This window comes from Pseudomonas sp. MRSN 12121, assembly GCF_000931465.1.
Lineage (GTDB): Bacteria > Pseudomonadota > Gammaproteobacteria > Pseudomonadales > Pseudomonadaceae > Aquipseudomonas.
On sequence record NZ_CP010892.1, the window covers coordinates 3,950,901 to 3,967,549 of the forward strand.

The window sequence follows — 16,649 nt, forward strand, 5'->3', positions numbered from 1 at the left end:
CCGTGTCTCCCGTCAGTTGGAATAGAAATCCACGCGCTGCGGCGTGTACGGCGTGCCGGCGCCGAGGAAGCGCCGCCGCACTTCGCGGGCGCGCTCGGTGGCCGCCGCTTGCCGCGCCAGTTCCAGCGAGGCCGCCCGGTCTTGCGTGATCTGGAGCTGCTGCGCCTGGATGGACTGCTTGGCCTGCAAGGCAAGAAGCTGGTTCGTCGCCTGCATCGCTTGCAGCGCGCCGGTGGCGGACTGGCTCTGGCTCACGAGGTCGGCCAGCGCGCTTTCGTCTTGGGTCAGGTTCTGCGACACCTGGGCTTGCATCCGCATCGCGGTGTGCAGGCCGTTCAAGCTGTTCTGCCAGCGTTCGCGGGCGTCCTGCGCCATGCGGTCGCCGCTGACGGTGGCGGCGTACTGCTCGGGATACAGGCGCGCGAACTCCCGATCCATGCTCGTCACGTCGTAGGCCAGCCCCCGCGCCTCGGCGATCAGGCGCTCGGTGGTGGCGAGCGTCGAGCGCAGGCGGTTGAGGATGTTGAAGTCCAGATTCGCCAGATTGCGCGCCTGGTTCATCAGCATCTGTGCCTCGTTCTGGAGCTGGTTGATCTGGTTGTTGATCTGTTCCAGGGTGCGCACGGCCGTCAGCGTGTTCTGCACGAAGTTCGACGGATCGAACACGGTGATGGCCGCCGCCGGCTGTGCGAGCATCAGCGAGACGGACAGTGCGGCGGCGAGCGAGGCGGACAGCAAACGGGGCTTGGTCTTCATGGTGAAACCTCCAGTGGTTGGGCGTTGAGGAACGAAGTGGCCGCCGGTGCAGACGGCAGCAGGTCGGCGGCCCAATCAAGGCCGCGATGGCGCAGCCACGCGCCGGCGAAGCCGGGTACGCCGGCCTGCGTCAGCACGCGGTCGATGTCGCGTTGGTCTTGCGGTGTGGATGCGCCCACGAAGGCGAGCGCGGCCGGCCCCAGGTCGAGGTCGAACAGGCGATTGCCGAGGCGCGATTGGTAGTAGTAGTTGCGCTTGGGCTGCGCGGTGGCGACGATTTCGATTTGCCGGCTGTTGAGGCCGAAGCCCTCGTAGATCGTGCGAATTTGCGGCTCGGTGGCCTGCGGATTAGGTAAGAAAATCCTGCTCGCGCAGCTTTCGATGATCGCGGGCGCGATGGTCGAATCCTTGATGTCCGCCAGCGACTGCGTGGCGAAAATGACGCTGACGTTCTTTTTCCTGAGCGTCTTGAGCCATTGCCGGATGCGCGCAGCAAAGGACGGCTCATCGAGGAACAGCCACGCCTCATCGAGAATCAGCAGCGTGGGCGCACCGTCGAAACGCTCATCGAAGCGGGCGAACAGGTAGCGCAACACCGCTTGCACGGCGGCCGGGCTGTGCATCAGTTCTTCCATCTCGAAGCCCTGCACGTCGCCGAAACCAAGGCGGTCGGCGTCCGCATCCAGCAGCTTGCCGTGGGCACCGCCTAGGACATACGGCGACAGCGCCTGCCGCAGCGCGTTCGATTGCAGTAGCACGGAAAGCCCGGTCATCGTGCGCTGTTCCGGCGGCGCACCGGCGAGGCTTCCGAGCGCCGACCAGATAGCCGCCTTCTCGTCCGGGCCGACGGTCACGCCTTCATGCAGCAGGCGACCTTCCACCCATTCGGCGGCCCAGGTGCGGTAGCCCTCGCCGTCGATGCGGGCGAGCGGCTGGAACGCGATGCCGCCATCCGCGCCCAGGTCGTAGTGCTCGCCGCCCAAGCCGAGGATGGTGGCGCGCATCGAGCGCCCCATGTCGAAGGCGAAAATGCGCGAGCCGAAGTAGCGCCGGAACTGCATCGCCAGGATGGCGAGCAGCACCGACTTACCCATGCCGGTCGGCCCGGCGACCAGCGTGTGGCCTACGTCACCGATGTGCGTCACCAGCCGGAACGGCGTCGCGCCATCGGTGCGGGTGACGATCAGCGGCGGGCCGTCGAGGTGGTCGTTCTTCTCCGGCCCGGCCCACACCGCCGACAGCGGCATCATGTGCGCCAGGTTCAGCGTCGAGACGATGGGCTGGCGCACGTTCGCGTAGGCGTTGCCGGGGATAGACGACAGCCAGGCATCGACGGCATTGAGAGTTTCGGGGATGGTCACGAAGCCCCGGCCCTGGATGACGCGCTCCACCATGCGCAGCTTTTCGTCGGCAGCGGCGGCATCCGTATCCATCACGGTGACGGTGGCCGTCAGGTAGCCGAAGGCGACTTGATCGCTGCCAAGCTCCTGCAAGGCCGCGTCGGCATCGGCGGCCTTGTTGCTGGCGTCGGTATCGACCAGCGGCGATTCCTGCTGGAAGATCGTTTCGCGTAGCAGCGCGACGACGTTCTTCCGTTTCGCAAACCACTGGCGACGCAGGCGACCGAGTTCCTTTTCCGCCTCGGCTTTGTCCATGCAGACAAAGCGCGTGCTCCAGCGGTAGCCAAAGCCCAGGCGGTTGAGGTCGTCCAGCAGGCCCGGCCAGGTCGAAGTCGGAAAGCCGCGCACCGATGCCACGCGCAGGTGCAGATCGCCCAGCGTGGGCGCGAGGCCGCCGACCAGCGCGGAGTCGGCCAGCAGCGCGTCCAGATGGAAAGGCACCTCGGGAACGCCGATGCGGTAGCGCCGCGTCGAGACGGTCGCGTGCAGGTAGGTCAGCGTCTCGGCATCATCGAGCCAGGCGATTTCCGGCATCACGCCATCGAGCAGGTCGAATACGCGATCGGTTTCCGCTACAAACGCATCGAGCCGGCCACGCCAGTCCACGCCGTCGCCAGGTGCGTTCTCGTACAGCATCTTGGCGGCGCGGGCGCGGGATTCCTCGGGCGGCAGGAACGCCACCGTCAGGTGATAGCCGCTCTCGAAGTGGTTGCCGGATTCCTCGAAGGCGGCGCGGCGTTCCTCGTCCACCAGCCAGGACAGCGGCTCGGGAAAGTCGGAGTGTGGGTAGTCCGCCGCCGGCCGGCGCTCGGCCTCGATGAACAGCGCCCAGCCCGAACCCAGCCGGCGCAGCGCGTTGTTGAGCCGAGCCGATGCGGCGATCAGCTCGCCTTGCGTGGCGCTGTCCAAGTCGGGGCCGCGAAAGCGGGCCGTGCGCAGGAAACTGCCGTCCTTGTTCAAGACGACACCCGGCGCGATCAGTCCGGCCCAGGGCAACCAGTCGGCGAGCAAGGCCGGGCGCTGGCGGTATTCGGCAAGGTTCAGCATGGCGGCGTCTCCCTACACGTCCAGCAGCGGCCTGTGCTTGATGTGCCGGGCGAAGACCTGCATGAACTGCGGATCGACGCGAGCGCCCCACACGGCGAGCGAGTGGCCGACGATCCAGAGCACCAGCCCCGGAATCCACAGTTGCAGCCCCAGGCCCACGGCGGCGGCGAGCGTGCCGTTCGCAATGGCGACGGTGCGCGGCGCACCGCCCATGAGGATCGGTTCGGTCAGCGAGCGGTGTAGCGGCACCTCGAAGCCCGGCAAGTCGTTGGCGGTGCTCATACGACCGCCCCGCCGGAGAACGAGAAGAACGACAGGAAGAACGAGGACGCGGCGAACGCGATGCTCAACCCGAACACGATCTGGATGAGCTTGCGGAAGCCGCCCGAGGTGTCGCCGAAGGCCAGCGCCAGGCCCGTGGCGATGATGATGATGACCGCGACGATGCGCGCGACCGGCCCCTGGATCGAATCGAGGATGGATTGCAGCGGGCCTTCCCACGGCATCGAGGAACCGGCGGCCTTCGCCGTGCCGGCCGTCATCAGCATGACGGCGGCCAGCAGCAGGCCGTGGTGCGTCGGCGCGGCCAGCCGCCGCAGGCGGGCGAAGGCCGAAGCCGGATTTACGGAAAGGCGCAAAGCATGGGCGTTCATCTGCGTCATAGCAGTTCTCCAGGTTGGTCAGGGGACGAGGAAGAAAGCGGCGGCAGCTCGGGAAACGGCGTTTCCAGCACGTCCGCCAGGCGATAGCCCGCAGCGTCGAAACCGACGACGCGGACGATGGTTTCGACATGGCGCTTGCGGCCACGTCCGGCGATGTGGATGACGACGTTGACCGCTTCGGCGATCAGTGCCCGCGGCGGATTCACCGCGACTTCGAGAATCAGTTGCTCCAGGCGCAGCAGCGCGCCCAGCGCGGAACCGGCGTGGATCGTGGCAATGCCGCCTGGGTGGCCGGTGCCCCACACTTTGATGAGGTCGAGGGCTTCCCCGCCGCGCACTTCTCCGACGACAACGCGATCCGGGCGAAGGCGCATCGTGGCGCGCACCAGCTCCTGCATCGACACCACGCCGGCCCGCGTGCGCAGCGGCACATGGTCGCGGGCCGCGCATTGCAGCTCGATGGTGTCTTCGAGCACCAGCACGCGGTCGCCGGTGGCGGCGATCTCGGCCAGCAGCGCGTTCGCCAGCGTGGTCTTGCCGGTGCTGGTGCCGCCGGCGATCAAGACGTTCTGCCGCTCGCGCACCGCGCGGCGCAGGAAGTCCGCTTGCCCGGCGGTCAGGATGCCATCGGCCACATACTGATCCAGGCCGATGATGTTCACGGCGCGCTTGCGCAGCGCGAACGCCGGGCCGGGCGCGGCAGGCGGCAAGATGCCCTCGAAGCGTTCGCCCGTCTCCGGCAGCTCGGCGGTCAGCAGCGGCTGACCGCGATGCACTTCCGCGCCGACGTGGGCCGCGACCAGGCGGATGATGCGTTCGCCATCGGCTTCGGGCAGTTCGACGCCCAACGGCGCACGGCCCGACGACAGCCGATCCACCCATAGCGTGCGGTCGGGGTTGAGCATGATTTCCACCACGTCCGGGTCTTCCAGCGCGGCGGCGATCAGTGGCCCCATCGCTGTGCGCAGCATCTGGATGCGGCGATCCAGCGACGTGGCGGCGGACGAACGAGGCTCGGGCGGAAGTTGGGGAACGGCGCTCATGAGGCACGCTCCTGGGCTTCGGCCAGCGCCGCCGCGTCATCCATCCGTGCGGTGTCCGGGTGCAGTTCTTCCACCACGTCGCGCACGAGGCTGCGGCCGCGCAGCAGGTGCCGGCCGAGCTGTTCGACGAATTGCTCGAAGCGGGCCTTGCCTTGGGCGCGGGCCGCGTCTTGGTGCGCTTCGGGAACTGGCGTGCTGACGGTCAGGAAGTAGCGGACGAACAGCGCCAGCGTTTCGATCTGGATGTTCTGGTCACGCTCCAGGCGTTCGGCCTGCCGCGACAGACGATCCAGCCGCTTGGCGATGGCCGCCTCGCGCTGGTCGCCGGCATCGGGCGACAGCCACGATGCGAGCGCCGCCGCGACGATGCTGGATTTCGACACGCCTTTCTTGGCGGCCAGTTCTTCCAGGCGCTTGGCGTGCTCCTGCTGGATGAACAGATTGAGTCGGTATTGGCTCATAGCTCGATTCCGTCGTGTTGGTCGAGGGAAGCCAGCCGGGCCATGCGCTGCATGGCCGGGTCGAGCTGGCCGGGAAGCGGCAGCGGCAGGTCGTCGTCATCGAGCAGCGCCAAGTCGTTGGCGGCTGGCGCTTGTTCGGGGTGGTACTCGGCGACCTCGGGTAGCTCCGGTTGCCGGCGTGGGCCCCCGTCGTCGGCGCTGCCCAGGTCATCGACGGATGCCGTGGCCAGTGCGGTGGGAACGGCGGGAATCGCCAAGCCGCTCCAGTCGTCGGGACGAGTTGGCGGCACGTCGGCGTAGCGCCCGGCGGCGAGCGCAGGCGGCGACAGCACGCGCCGCTTGAAGTTGGCGTCGGCGTAGTAGCGCAGCTTCTTCGCCTTGATCGGTGGCAGGCTGGATACCATCACCACCGACTCGTCGGGCGGAAGCTGCATCACTTCGCCTGGTGTCAGCAGCGGCCGGGCCGTTTCCTGCCGCGACACCATGAGATGACCGAGCCAGGGTGCGAGCCGGTGGCCGGCGTAGTTGCGCTGGGCGCGAAGCTCGGTGGCGGTGCCGAGGGTTTCGGAAATCCTTTTCGCCGTGCGTTCGTCATTGGTCGCAAACGTCACGCGAACGTGGCAGTTGTCGAGGATGGAATGGTTCTGGCCGTAGGCTTTGTCGATCTGGTTGAGCGACTGCGCGATGAGGAAGCTGCGGATGCCGTAGCCGGCCATGAACGCCAAGGCAGTCTCGAAAAAATCCAGGCGGCCCAGCGCGGGGAACTCATCGAGCATCAGCAGCAGCTTGTGGCGGCGCTGTATGCCGTCGCTGCCATCGAGAGATTCGGTCAGCCGCCGCCCGAGCTGGTTGAGGATCAGCCGGATCAGCGGCTTGGTGCGGCTAATGTCCGAAGGCGGCACCACGAGGTACAGCGATACCGGGTGCTCGGCGGAAATCAGGTCGGCGATGCGCCAGTCGCAGCGCGAGGTGACTTCGGCCACCGTGGGATCGCGGTACAGGCCCAGGAACGACATGGCCGTGGACAGCACGCCCGACCGCTCGTTGTCCGACTTGTTGAGCACTTCACGCGCAGCGGACGCGACAACCGGGTGTGGTGCATCGCCCAGGTGCTTCGTCGTCATCATCCGATGCAAGGTCAGCTCGAACGGGCAAGCCGGATCGCTGAGGAAGTTGGCGACGCCGCGCAGCGTCTTGTCTTCGCCCGCGTAAAGCACATGCAGGATGGCGCCGACCAGCAGCGCGTGCGAAGTCTTTTCCCAATGATTCCTGCGTTCCAACGCTCCGTCAGGATCGACCAGTATGTCCGCCACGTTCTGCACGTCGCGCACCTCATGCGCGCCGCGCCTAACCTCCAGCAGCGGGTTGTAAGCCGCCGACTTCGCATCGGTTGGGTTGAACAGCAGGCAATGCGAGAAGCGCGATCGCCAGCCGGCGGTCAGCGTCCAGTTCTCGCCTTTAATGTCGTGGACGACGACGGACGCGGGCCAGCTCAACAAGGTGGGAACGACCAGGCCGACACCCTTGCCAGAGCGCGTGGGCGCGAAGGTCAGGACGTGTTCCGGGCCTTCGTGCCGCAGGTACTGGCCGCGATGCAGGCCGAGGAAGATGCCGGCGGGCTGTGTCAGCCCGGCCTTGCGAATGTCGGCGGCATCGGCCCAGCGTGCGGAGCCGTAGGTGGTGACAAGGCGCGATTGCCGCGAGCGCCACACCGACATGGCAATGGCGACGATCACGGCCACCAGGCCGCTGCCGCCCGCGATGGCGCCGCCTATGTCGAAGACATGCGGCGCGTAGGCATCGAAGAAGAACCACCACTCGAACAGCCGCCAGGGGTGATAGACCGGCGTTCCGAAGAAATCAAACCAGGGCGAGCCAAGGCGTACTTGATAGGCCAGAGCGGCGGCTGTCCATTGTGTTGCACTCCATACACCGGCGATCACGATGCCGAAGACGGCGGCGATCTGCCCGAATAGCACGCCCTGAGCTTGCATGACTGGCCTCCGATTCCTGCGCTGATTCCTCGTTCACGCGCGGCACAAGGACGTGCCGCATAGCGTGAGGATCAGTGCCGGGTCAGTGCCGGTCAAAGGCCGTTTTCAGAAGAAAGGGCGAGAAAAAAGCAAGATTTCGCGCAGGAGCGCAGGCAGAAAAAACGCCACAAGCGATGGCGCGTTGCGGCGTGTCAGGCAAAAAAGCCGAAAATTTGTGTCGAAGTGCCGACGATCAGAACTTAGGCGGTTCCTTCCGTGGCGTATAGGGCGTGTTGCCATCGCCATAGAACCGTTTGCGCGTGGCTTCCGCCACGCGGTTGCACAGCACGTCGCCCAGCGTGGCGCGATCGGTCTTGCACTGTTGGCGCAGTTCTTTAAGCCGCTCGGGATTGGATGCCAGTTCTTCAACTGTCAGGATAGCTGTCGTTTGGGGCGTTTCGGATTGACCGCAAGCCGTTAATGCCACGGCCAGCAAGAAAGGAATGGTCTTCTTCATGGCCTGAGTTCCTCCTGTGGTTCGGGATCAATACTCGGGAAGTGCCGGCTGATTTCGGGGGACTCGATGGCCTGTACCCGCTCGATGAAGCGAAGCAACGTATCCGATGGCTCCTCGTCCAAATACAACAGATAGGTCGTAAGCATTGGCGAGCGGCCAGTCAGTGGTCGTGCCACGATGCCCTGTTCTCGGCTGGCCACGATGTGCGCGGCTCCAGTCAATCCTAGGGCGAAGCCTGCGGATACCAGCGCCATCATCAGATCACAGGAAGTGACTCGCTCGGCAACGATCGGCTCCATGTCCACACGCCGAAGGACTCTCTCAACCTGCTTCGCATGCCCCTCGCACGCTTGTGGATCGCATAGCACCAGTGGATAACGCAGTAATTCGTCCAAGGGGATGCGCTTATGGATCAGCAACGGATGACGGGCCGGCACAGCCACCATCATCGGGTCGTTCCAGGCAGGCAAAGCCGTGATGACTTCCCCAACTTCGTCAGATTGAGCGAATCCTACGTCGTACAGGTCTTCTTGTAGCCCCTTGAGCTGCTGAGAAAGTGGCACCTCAAACAGCCGGATTTCGACTTCGGGTTCTTCTTGTCGGCAAAGAGCCAACAGGGCAGGCAGGCGCGACGGTGTAAAGCCATCGGACAGAGCGATACGCAACTGACCGTGAAAGCCATTAGCCGCTGCTTTGACGCTATCGCGGGCCTGCTCCAAAGTGGTAAACACACGCCGCACATGCTCTAGAAAAAGTCGCCCGGCGTGGGTCAGTTTCGTACTGCGTGTGGTTCGGGCGAACAGCACCGCGCCAAGTTCTTCTTCTAGCTCCTTGATGGCACGCGACAGAGCCGACTGATCGACGTGCAATCTCTCGGCAGCACGGGCGAAGCGGAGTTCTTCGGCTACTGCCAAGAAGCAGCGAAGATGCCGAAGCTCCATGAGTCACCCCCTTCTTGGGTATCGTTTCCAATTAACAGGCAGAAGGCATCGTCAAGGATTGAGAAATATTTATAAAGCTTCTCACTCACTCTTCTCGCCTCTTTTTAATATAAATACTAGCGATAACATCGCTAGCGATGTATATGCCCTGCACTAACCTGCATCAAATATAAATACTAGAAATTCTTTACACGCATCGCGTACGTTACCAGCAGGATAAGCGCGATCTGAGCTATCAATGCGATCCGCCGGATGGCGGTTTGATCTTGTTTGGTGAAAGTCCGTTTGGACACAGTAGCAGCGATGCCATGAAAGACAAATACCACCAAACCCACGTAGGGAAATATCATGGTTCGCCAGGGGCCAATGAACGTAATTGCCAAACCGGTAATGGCTACTAAGCCGGCGACTGCCCGGTGGGAGATGTAGATCGCTTTCGCTCTACTATTCATACCGCGACTACCAGTAGCATCCCCCTTCCATGCCAAGAGTGACCAAATTCCCGTCATCAGTATGGATAAAACGGCGGTTAAGATGTGCAAGTGTTTGAAGGCGATATACATGGAATTTCCTATCTTTTCATCGTAGGTGGTCTTCATTCGGATGAGCGCTTAGAACTCAACGTTGAATTTTGGTATCTCTTGTTGGTCAGGACACCAACCAGAGACTTCACGGCATTTCGCAATTCCGCACCAGCGACTTCATCAATACCCAACTGACGAGACAGCATTTCTGGAATATGTTTTGCAGCATGACGCAATTCATCTCCATGTGGTGTTAGTGCAATAAGCACCCGTCGCTCGTCTCCAGGGTCACGTTGTCGAGTAATGAATCCTCCATGCTCCATGCGTTTAAGCAGGGGGGTTAGCGTGCCATTTTCAAGATGCAAACAATCGCCCAAATCCCCAACTTTGACTGGCGATCTTTCCCATAACACCAGCATGACAAGATACTGTGAATAGGTCAGCCCCAAAGGCTCCAGCATGGGTCGATAAACTCGCGTCAGCAGGTTCGTCGCAGCGTAAAGTGGGAAGCAAAGCTGGTGATCTAGCAGTAGTGGATTATTTTCTGTTTTGGGAGGTTTGGAGTTCATGATTTAGCACCAGCTCTTGGATTTGGATTGGCTACTGTTTAACAGATGGTCGCTGTCCGCCAGATCGGACAAGTTGAGCATGCTGTCGAGTAAATATTGGTTCCAGGCAAGATCCAAGAATTATGCCTTTCTAGCGATTATATCGCTATCCAACAAAAATTCAAGAACAGAAACTTTTCTTCGGCCCTGCTAGAAGCCAGATTGACCAAAGGTACTTCAATAGCCAAGGCTGAGGCTCCAGCACAAGGAACAGCCTGAACCCGCGACAAGAGAGCTTGCGCTGCGGGACAGGCCACAAAAATCCTCCTGCTGGAGACTGTTCACTCCGCCTGCAATATCACTTTCATGGCTTTCTCACGCGCTGCGTTGCCGAACACTTCATAAGCTTGGACTACGTCATGCAGAGCAAAGCGATGGGTGACAAGTTGCTCCGGCTTCACCTTGCCAGCCTTCACCGTCTGTAGGAGCATCGGCGTGCTGTAGGTGCTGACCAGACCAGCCGAGAGCGTGATGTTGCGACTCCACAACTTCTCCAGATGCAACTCCACGGGCTTGCCATGCACGCCGACGTTGGCAATACGACCACCGGGAGCGATGATCGACTGGCAAGTGTCGAAGGTAGAGGGAATGCCCACCGCTTCCACCGCCACGTCCACACCCTTACCGCTGGTCAATGCCAGGACTTGCTCCACCGCGTCTCCGGTACCAGCGTTGATGCCGTCGGTTGCGCCGAAGCGGCGTGCAACCTCCAGTCGAGCCAGATCGGTGTCGATCATGATGATCCTTGATGGCGCATAGAACTGTGCGGTCAGCAGCACCGCCATGCCGATGGGGCCGGCACCGACGATCGCTACCGTGTCGCCCGGCCGCACCTGGCCTGCCAGCACACCGATCTCGAAGCCGGTGGGCAGGATGTCGCTGAGCATCACCAGCGCTTCGGGGTCTACGTCTTGCGGTGCCGGATACAGACTGTTGTCGGCATGTGGTATACGGACGTACTCGGCTTGGGTGCCGTCGATCTGATGGCCGAGAATCCAGCCGCCATCCGTGCAATGTGCGTAAAGTTGCTTCTTGCAGTATTCACAGCGACCACATGAGGTCACGCAGGAAATCAGCACCTGATCACCTTTTTTGAAGTTGCTGACAGCCTCGCCAACTTCCTCGACGACCCCTACACCTTCATGCCCCAGAACCAGGCCATCGACCGCCTCGGGCAGGTCACCTTTGAGGATATGCAGGTCGGTACCGCAGATGGTGGTGTGGGTGATGCGGATAACCGCGTCAGTGGGATGAGAGATGGTCGGCTGGGGCTTGTCCGCCCACTCCTTTTTGCCTGGGCCACGATAGATGAGCGCTTTCATGAACAGACTCCGTAGAAATGTTGAAGGTAGTGAAACCGCCGCTGCTGATTTCAGCCCAGCCGCCGTGCAACGGCGGCTGGATTGACGGCACAGAAAGAGCCACTGACCACAGCGGTACACCCGAAACGGCAGGCTATGTTCCGACCTGAGCGGCAACAGGTCAAGCCGTGAGGGCACACAGTCGCGACGACAGTCAGCGTGTATGCACCGAAAGCGTGACGTCGATATTGCCTCGGGTCGCATTCGAGTACGGGCATATCTTGTGTGCCTCGGCCACAATCTCCTCGGCCTCGGCTTGGCTGACGCCAGCGATGGTCACGTCCAGTGCGACACTCAAGGCGAACCCGCCGCTACCGTTCGGAACCATGCTCACAGTGGCGATCACATCGATGTCGTTGTCGCGGATCTTGGTCTGCTTGTTGCGCGTGCCGTGAATGACGGCATTGCCGAAGCAGGCCGCGTAGCCGGCCGCGAACAGTTGCTCCGGGTTGGTCGCACCACCCTTGCCGCCGAGTGCTGAAGGCAGGGCCAGAGGCAAGTCCAGCAAGCCATCGTCGCTACGCACGGTGCCGCTACGGCCGCCGACGGCGGTGACTTTCGTGGAATACAGCGTACTCATAGTGTTTCTCCTAGATGATTGATCAAGTCCACATGGACGCTAGCGATTATATCGCTAGCTAACAAATAAGCAACAGGCTTGATCGAAGTGTTCAGATCGACAATCTCCCCGACCTCCCACCTGGTGCGACCCGCCCACCGCAGATGTGCTGCCATCTTGGTGGCCATCGGCACATCGGCTTTATTCCGTATCCAGCGAACCTGTGTTCGCCGTCTGAGTGTTCGTTGGAGCAAGGATCGGAAATCCTAGGAGTACTAAATCAGCCTATGCTGGGGCCTCTTGGCCTCCCCAGTTCCCAGGACACGGCGCTAGCACTCACGGTTGCGGCGAGCTGCTGCCCTAGCCGCCGTTCGATCACCGGACGCCACGGCACCAGGCTGAAACCCATGCCGTCATCGAGCATCGCGTAGCGCCCGCTGGCGAGCATGACCGAGCGCCGGTAGATGCCGGCCACGCGCTGCCCGTCCGTGACGGGCCGATGCTCCAGGCCGGTGTCGGCGGCAATGTCCTTGGCGGCCTGCGCCAGTTCCCGGTTGCGCAGCGTCCCCAGCAGATTGCGGGCGAGGATCACGCGCTGCCCGCGCCGCTGGGCCAGCCCCTGTTCTTCGAGGAAGTCGGCGCGCTGCTGCAAGGCTGCCTTGGCATCGCCACCAAAGCCCAGGTCGCCCAGCCCTCGGCCGCCGCCGATCAGTTGCTGGTCGAGCCAGGTGGCCCCGATCACGCGCGCCTGCCGTTCGATGGGTAGATGCGATTTCAGCTCCACCGCCACGCCGCCCAGGCGTTGTGCGTCGTACTGGCGGCCACGCTCGGCCAGGTCGTCCGGCACCTTCCATAGTCCATCGGCCACGCGCTCCACGATGCCAGCCCGGCGCAGGGCTTCCAGCCGGCGAACGTGCGCCGCGACGACTTCCTGCGGATCGCGTCCAGCCGTGGCCCGGCCTTGTTCGATGGCAAGGTGATGATCGGCGCGATACAGGCCATTGCTCGCCAGCGCGGCGATGTTCTTGTCGGCCGCCCGCACCTCGGCGGAACCGCGCACTTCCACTACCGCGCCGGTGGGGTAATTCGCCAGCTCGTCGCGGGCGTTCAAGGCGACGTAGTGGGCCTTGCCGTCCACGCCGTCGATGACCAGATAGCCGCGGTCGTGCAGCTCGTCGGCCAGCCCCTTGCCGGCCACGCGGCCGACAATGGCGCGGCCGTCGTCGCCCGGCTCGAACACCGCCAGCTCGCGCGGCTGGCCGCTCATGGCACGCTGCATCGTTCGGATAATGTCGCCACGCTCGCCCAGGGCGCGCAAGGTCTTCTCGGCATCGGCATGGACGGCCCAGGTGCCGGGCTGCGTCTCGTCGGCCAGGCCCAGGCGCTGCAAGCGTTGCAGGCGGCCGATCAGCAGCAGGCGCTGGCGCTGCAACGTCGGTTCGTTGAAGCGTTCGATCTGCACCCGGCCATCCTCGCCGGCCTCGCGCTGCAACGCGCGGTCGAGGCTCGTCCACCGCTCTTGCTCCACCTCGCGCTGCAAGGTCTGCTGGATCTCCAGTTCGGTGCGCGGCCCCAGCCATTCCGTCGCCAGTTCGGCGGCACGATGGCGGAAGCCGTGGGCGATGTAGTCCCCGGCGATGATGAGGTCTTTGCCGGTGTCGTCGCGCCCGCGCACGATCAGGTGGGTGTGCGGGTTGTCGGTGTTCCAGTGATCGACCACCACCCAATCCAGCCGCGTCCCTAGGTCGGCCTCCATGCGGTTCATCAGGTGGCGGATGTAGGTGCGCAGGTCGTCCAGCTCGGCCCCGTCCTCCGGGGAGACGATGAAACGGAAATGGTGCCGGTCGTCCTGGCAGCGTTCCTTGAAGGCATCCAGGTCGGCTTCGTCGGCCTGCGGCCCGTAGGCCCGGCCAGGTTCGCCATCGCGGCCCGCGCCGTCGCGCTCGATGTAGCGCAGGTGCTTGGCGAGCGATTGCGGGCTGGCGTTGCGCTGGTTGACCAGCAGGGTCTTGATGGTCACGCGTCGCGACATGGGCGTCAGCTTCGCGCCGGCGAAACGCGCCGCCGTGTGGCCGCGCCCCAAGCGTGAGCCGGGCCGCTGGCCGGCGCGCTGACCGCTGCCGCCAGCGATAGGACGGTGTACCGCTGACTTGCCGCTGCTGGCTTTGCCGGCCTGCTTGAGCACCTTGGAAACGAAGCTCTGGCCCTGACCCTTGCCCCGGTTCTTCGGGGCGCTGGGGCGCACCCGGAAATCGTCGTCGCGGCGGTCGGTCATGGCCGCGCTCCCTGTAAGCTCTGGCGTGTCCTGTCGTGCGAAGCACGCGGACATGCCTGCATTGGCGCGGGCCTCGCGCCGAACGCGGCACGGCGGCGAAGCCGCTCCGTGCCGCGCCCCCCCCATGTGCAGACTGGCTTTGCGTTCGGCCGCGTGCCGAACCCTTTTGTCTTGCCTTCCGCCTTTGCCCTTCGCTCCCGCTCCGGGCCTCGGCGGCCCGGCGGCGCTGCTGTACCCGCAGCCAGCCCGCCGGCGAACGCGCCGATGGCCGCAGGCCAGGCACGTTCGAGGCAAGACGCCTGCACGTTGGACGGCTGCGCCGGATGTTGCGCGAGGCGCGGCGCGAATGCGCCCGCGCTGCACGCGCGACGACACGGCAGCAGCAGCGAGAACGACATGCCCGATGGCACGCCGGAGCGCAGCGAATCGGCGGCCATCATGGGCGTGTCTCCAGCCAAACCGGGTGCGCAACGCCGATCACGGCGGATGCGCTGACCGGGCCGAAATACCGGCTGTCGAACGAGGCCGGATTCGTCACGCTCAACAGGAACAGTTCGCTAGCTTCAAGACGGCGGCAAAGCTGCAACGATGGCAGCGGCCGGCCCAGCCGGTCGACAGGCAGCGCGGCGGCCGCAGGCACGCCGTCGATGCGAACCTGACCGGCGACGATGCAAACGTGTTGCGGCGCGACTGCGCCCACACGTTTGAGCAGCGGCACGCGGGCCGGCAGGTAGCCGCGCTGCGCAGCGAGCGCGGCAGCGTCGGCAGGCAATCGGGTCAGGACGATGCTGCCGACCGGCAGCGAGGCCGCCCGATGGTCGAGCGGCTGCACGCGATACCAGCCGACCGCCACGCTGTCGGACGGGTTGTAGATCAGGCGCGGCAGCGGCTGCACGAACGCCGCCCAGGCCAGCGCAGCGAGGCCGGCGGCGGCGAAGCCCGCCAGCACGATGCGAGCGCGCAAACCTGCGCGGGGCGAGCGAGGACGCGGCGCGGGGCCACTCGTGGAAATCGCGGTCATGGGAATGTCCTCCCGGCCAGCCAAGCGGCGTGCCGTTCTGCGGTGTATTCGGGCAGCGGCGAGCGCGCCGCGAGCCGGTTGGCGAGCGTGCGCCAGTACGCGGGCGACACGTCGATGGCGGCGATGCCCTGCGCGTCGATTGCGTCGATGCGTTCCAGCACGGCACGCACCGCGTTCTCGCCTTCGGCGTGCAGCAGCAGGCGTGCGCCGGGCCGCACGCCGGGGATGCGCTGCACGGCATCGAGCGGCGTGGCGGCCTGCATCACCATGAGCTGCCAGCGCACGGTGCCGTAGTCGTTGGCCTGCCAGCGGATGCGGCAGAACATCGCGCCCGGCAGGAACACCGCGCAGCGCCGCCAGCGGTCGAGCCGCAGCGTGCGCGCCGGCTCGCCGAAGCGCAGGTAGAGCTTGAAGTGCGGTTCGATGTAGGCGAGCGATACGCGGGTCAGCGGTATGTCGCCGGCCTGGCCGGCGAGCGTCGAAAGCGCAGGCAGCGGCGCAGCAGCCGGTGCAGCCGTCGCCGCGTGAGCGGCAGGCAAGGCGGATGCGTTCATGGCAGGTTCTCTGGGCGCTTGTCGGGAAACTCCCGCTCCAGTAAGCCGCGCAGCAGTTCGGCCACGGTCACGCCTCGCGTGAAGGCCGACACCTTGATGCGCGCCCGCATGGCGGGCGTAATGTCGAGCGTCAGGCGAGCGGTGTAGAGGTCGCCCTTGTTGAGCGCATCGGCGTCGCCCTGGCGAATCCACGCCTCGGCGTGCGGATTCGTGGGCGGACGCGCGCCGATGCCGACGCGCTTGCTGCGTGGGCTGCTCATGTCGGCCACCGCAGCAGTTCATCGGTGAGCGCGGCAATCTCGCGGGCGGCGGTGCTGTCGGGCGCGGTTTCGCGGGCGAGCCGGCCAGCGGCCACGCTGTCGGCGAAGACGATGCGCTGGTGGATCTCCGAGCGCAGCGCCGGCAGCGGCTGTTCGGCCAGCGATTGCCGCGCCTCCCTGCCGATGATGGTGGTGCTGACGCGCCGGTTGATGACGAAGGCCGCTGCTAGCTGCGGCCGGAACACCTGCGCTTCGCGGATCAGCGAAACCATCTCGGCGCTGGCCCACACGTCGTAGGGACTGGGCTGCACCGGGATCAGCACGCGCTCGGCCGCCAGCAGCGCGGAGCGCGCCAGGGCGGCGATGCGCGGCGGGCCGTCGATGATGACGTGATCGGCGCGGCGGGCCAGCTCTGGCGCTTCCTGATGCAGCGTTTCGCGGGCGAGGCCCACGGCGCTGAACAGCCGTGGCAAGCCTTGCTGGCTTCTGCGCTGCGTCCAGTCCAGCGAGGAACCCTGCGGGTCGGCATCCAGCAGGATGACGTGCAGGCCGCGCATCGCCAGCTCGCCGGCGATGTGCGTGGCGAGCGTGGTCTTGCCGACGCCGCCTTTCTGGTTGAGAAACGCGAAGATCATGGCGCGGCCCTCCGAGCTGGAAAGCCGGCCTGGCCGTGCCGTTTCGTGGTTG

The 16,649-nt window shown here is 64.6% G+C and carries 18 protein-coding genes; all 18 read right to left on the bottom strand.

What is annotated here, in order from left to right; all coding sequences use genetic code 11:
- Positions 1-12: 12 nt before the first annotated feature.
- The 18 genes from trbJ to parA all read right to left on the bottom strand — a co-directional run bounded on the left by trbJ (position 13) and on the right by parA (position 16,597).
- A complete protein-coding gene (gene trbJ / locus TO66_RS17890; protein WP_042933695.1) occupies positions 13-756 on the bottom strand; it encodes a P-type conjugative transfer protein TrbJ in 744 nt (247 codons plus the stop codon).
- Entirely contained in the window at positions 753-3,203 is a 2,451-nt protein-coding gene (gene trbE, locus TO66_RS17895; RefSeq protein WP_042933696.1) for a conjugal transfer protein TrbE, read from the bottom strand. The genes trbJ and trbE overlap by 4 nt, the downstream gene beginning before the upstream one ends.
- Positions 3,204-3,215: 12 nt before the next feature.
- Positions 3,216-3,485 (bottom strand): VirB3 family type IV secretion system protein, encoded by a 270-nt coding sequence (locus tag TO66_RS17900; RefSeq protein ID WP_023104058.1) that lies wholly within the window; start codon positions 3,483-3,485, stop codon positions 3,216-3,218.
- Positions 3,482-3,865 (bottom strand): TrbC/VirB2 family protein, encoded by a 384-nt coding sequence (locus TO66_RS17905; RefSeq protein WP_023104059.1) that lies wholly within the window; start codon positions 3,863-3,865, stop codon positions 3,482-3,484. Before TO66_RS17905 ends, TO66_RS17900 begins: the two co-directional genes overlap by 4 nt.
- Complete coding sequence (trbB, locus tag TO66_RS17910) at positions 3,862-4,908, bottom strand: P-type conjugative transfer ATPase TrbB (protein WP_023104060.1); 1,047 nt, start codon at positions 4,906-4,908, stop codon at positions 3,862-3,864. Before trbB ends, TO66_RS17905 begins: the two co-directional genes overlap by 4 nt.
- Positions 4,905-5,369, bottom strand: a complete 465-nt coding sequence (locus TO66_RS17915; RefSeq protein ID WP_023104061.1) for a ribbon-helix-helix protein, CopG family — start codon at positions 5,367-5,369, stop codon at positions 4,905-4,907. The genes trbB and TO66_RS17915 overlap by 4 nt, the downstream gene beginning before the upstream one ends.
- Complete coding sequence (locus TO66_RS17920) at positions 5,366-7,363, bottom strand: conjugal transfer protein TraG (RefSeq protein WP_044463534.1); 1,998 nt, start codon at positions 7,361-7,363, stop codon at positions 5,366-5,368. Before TO66_RS17920 ends, TO66_RS17915 begins: the two co-directional genes overlap by 4 nt.
- Positions 7,364-7,595: 232 nt before the next feature.
- Positions 7,596-7,859 carry an EexN family lipoprotein gene (locus TO66_RS17925; RefSeq protein ID WP_023104063.1) on the bottom strand — a complete coding sequence of 88 codons (264 nt, stop codon included), beginning with the start codon at positions 7,857-7,859 and terminating at the stop codon, positions 7,596-7,598.
- Positions 7,856-8,800, bottom strand: coding sequence for a LysR family transcriptional regulator (locus tag TO66_RS17930; protein ID WP_023104064.1), 945 nt, complete (start codon positions 8,798-8,800; stop codon positions 7,856-7,858). The genes TO66_RS17925 and TO66_RS17930 overlap by 4 nt, the downstream gene beginning before the upstream one ends.
- A 176-nt stretch (positions 8,801-8,976) precedes the next feature.
- On the bottom strand, positions 8,977-9,399 hold the full coding sequence (locus TO66_RS17935) for a hypothetical protein (RefSeq protein WP_099589311.1): 423 nt from the start codon (positions 9,397-9,399) through the stop codon (positions 8,977-8,979).
- Complete coding sequence (locus TO66_RS32675; RefSeq protein WP_071536860.1) at positions 9,396-9,893, bottom strand: MarR family winged helix-turn-helix transcriptional regulator; 498 nt, start codon at positions 9,891-9,893, stop codon at positions 9,396-9,398. The genes TO66_RS17935 and TO66_RS32675 overlap by 4 nt, the downstream gene beginning before the upstream one ends.
- Before the next feature lie 320 nt (positions 9,894-10,213).
- On the bottom strand, positions 10,214-11,254 hold the full coding sequence (locus TO66_RS17940) for a zinc-dependent alcohol dehydrogenase family protein (RefSeq protein WP_023104065.1): 1,041 nt from the start codon (positions 11,252-11,254) through the stop codon (positions 10,214-10,216).
- A 193-nt stretch (positions 11,255-11,447) separates the two neighbouring features.
- Positions 11,448-11,873: an organic hydroperoxide resistance protein gene (locus tag TO66_RS17945; RefSeq protein ID WP_023104066.1), complete on the bottom strand. Its 426-nt coding sequence runs from the start codon at positions 11,871-11,873 to the stop codon at positions 11,448-11,450.
- Positions 11,874-12,132: 259 nt separating this feature from the next.
- Positions 12,133-14,127: a relaxase/mobilization nuclease and DUF3363 domain-containing protein gene (locus TO66_RS17950; protein ID WP_044463535.1), complete on the bottom strand. Its 1,995-nt coding sequence runs from the start codon at positions 14,125-14,127 to the stop codon at positions 12,133-12,135.
- 436 nt (positions 14,128-14,563) lie between these two features.
- Complete coding sequence (locus TO66_RS17955; protein WP_079389507.1) at positions 14,564-15,148, bottom strand: S26 family signal peptidase; 585 nt, start codon at positions 15,146-15,148, stop codon at positions 14,564-14,566.
- Positions 15,145-15,702 carry a DUF2840 domain-containing protein gene (locus TO66_RS17960; RefSeq protein ID WP_044463536.1) on the bottom strand — a complete coding sequence of 186 codons (558 nt, stop codon included), beginning with the start codon at positions 15,700-15,702 and terminating at the stop codon, positions 15,145-15,147. The genes TO66_RS17955 and TO66_RS17960 overlap by 4 nt, the downstream gene beginning before the upstream one ends.
- Positions 15,699-15,962 carry a hypothetical protein gene (locus tag TO66_RS17965; protein ID WP_044466077.1) on the bottom strand — a complete coding sequence of 88 codons (264 nt, stop codon included), beginning with the start codon at positions 15,960-15,962 and terminating at the stop codon, positions 15,699-15,701. The genes TO66_RS17960 and TO66_RS17965 overlap by 4 nt, the downstream gene beginning before the upstream one ends.
- Positions 15,959-16,597 carry a ParA family partition ATPase gene (gene parA / locus TO66_RS17970; protein WP_044463537.1) on the bottom strand — a complete coding sequence of 213 codons (639 nt, stop codon included), beginning with the start codon at positions 16,595-16,597 and terminating at the stop codon, positions 15,959-15,961. Before parA ends, TO66_RS17965 begins: the two co-directional genes overlap by 4 nt.
- Between the last annotated feature and the right edge of the window lie 52 nt (positions 16,598-16,649).

Excerpts from the sequence above, each read along its gene's own strand:
- trbJ (WP_042933695.1), bottom strand. The coding sequence starts at position 756 with ATGAAGACCAAGCCCCGTTTGCTGTCCGCCTCGCTCGCCGCCGCACTG.
- trbE (WP_042933696.1), bottom strand. The coding sequence starts at position 3,203 with ATGCTGAACCTTGCCGAATACCGCCAGCGCCCGGCCTTGCTCGCCGAC.
- TO66_RS17900 (WP_023104058.1), bottom strand. The coding sequence starts at position 3,485 with ATGAGCACCGCCAACGACTTGCCGGGCTTCGAGGTGCCGCTACACCGC.
- TO66_RS17905 (WP_023104059.1), bottom strand. The coding sequence starts at position 3,865 with ATGACGCAGATGAACGCCCATGCTTTGCGCCTTTCCGTAAATCCGGCT.
- trbB (WP_023104060.1), bottom strand. The coding sequence starts at position 4,908 with ATGAGCGCCGTTCCCCAACTTCCGCCCGAGCCTCGTTCGTCCGCCGCC.
- TO66_RS17915 (WP_023104061.1), bottom strand. The coding sequence starts at position 5,369 with ATGAGCCAATACCGACTCAATCTGTTCATCCAGCAGGAGCACGCCAAG.
- TO66_RS17920 (WP_044463534.1), bottom strand. The coding sequence starts at position 7,363 with ATGCAAGCTCAGGGCGTGCTATTCGGGCAGATCGCCGCCGTCTTCGGC.
- TO66_RS17925 (WP_023104063.1), bottom strand. The coding sequence starts at position 7,859 with ATGAAGAAGACCATTCCTTTCTTGCTGGCCGTGGCATTAACGGCTTGC.
- TO66_RS17930 (WP_023104064.1), bottom strand. The coding sequence starts at position 8,800 with ATGGAGCTTCGGCATCTTCGCTGCTTCTTGGCAGTAGCCGAAGAACTC.
- TO66_RS17935 (WP_099589311.1), bottom strand. The coding sequence starts at position 9,399 with ATGAAGACCACCTACGATGAAAAGATAGGAAATTCCATGTATATCGCC.
- TO66_RS32675 (WP_071536860.1), bottom strand. The coding sequence starts at position 9,893 with ATGAACTCCAAACCTCCCAAAACAGAAAATAATCCACTACTGCTAGAT.
- TO66_RS17940 (WP_023104065.1), bottom strand. The coding sequence starts at position 11,254 with ATGAAAGCGCTCATCTATCGTGGCCCAGGCAAAAAGGAGTGGGCGGAC.
- TO66_RS17945 (WP_023104066.1), bottom strand. The coding sequence starts at position 11,873 with ATGAGTACGCTGTATTCCACGAAAGTCACCGCCGTCGGCGGCCGTAGC.
- TO66_RS17950 (WP_044463535.1), bottom strand. The coding sequence starts at position 14,127 with ATGACCGACCGCCGCGACGACGATTTCCGGGTGCGCCCCAGCGCCCCG.
- TO66_RS17955 (WP_079389507.1), bottom strand. The coding sequence starts at position 15,148 with ATGACCGCGATTTCCACGAGTGGCCCCGCGCCGCGTCCTCGCTCGCCC.
- TO66_RS17960 (WP_044463536.1), bottom strand. The coding sequence starts at position 15,702 with ATGAACGCATCCGCCTTGCCTGCCGCTCACGCGGCGACGGCTGCACCG.
- TO66_RS17965 (WP_044466077.1), bottom strand. The coding sequence starts at position 15,962 with ATGAGCAGCCCACGCAGCAAGCGCGTCGGCATCGGCGCGCGTCCGCCC.
- parA (WP_044463537.1), bottom strand. The coding sequence starts at position 16,597 with ATGATCTTCGCGTTTCTCAACCAGAAAGGCGGCGTCGGCAAGACCACG.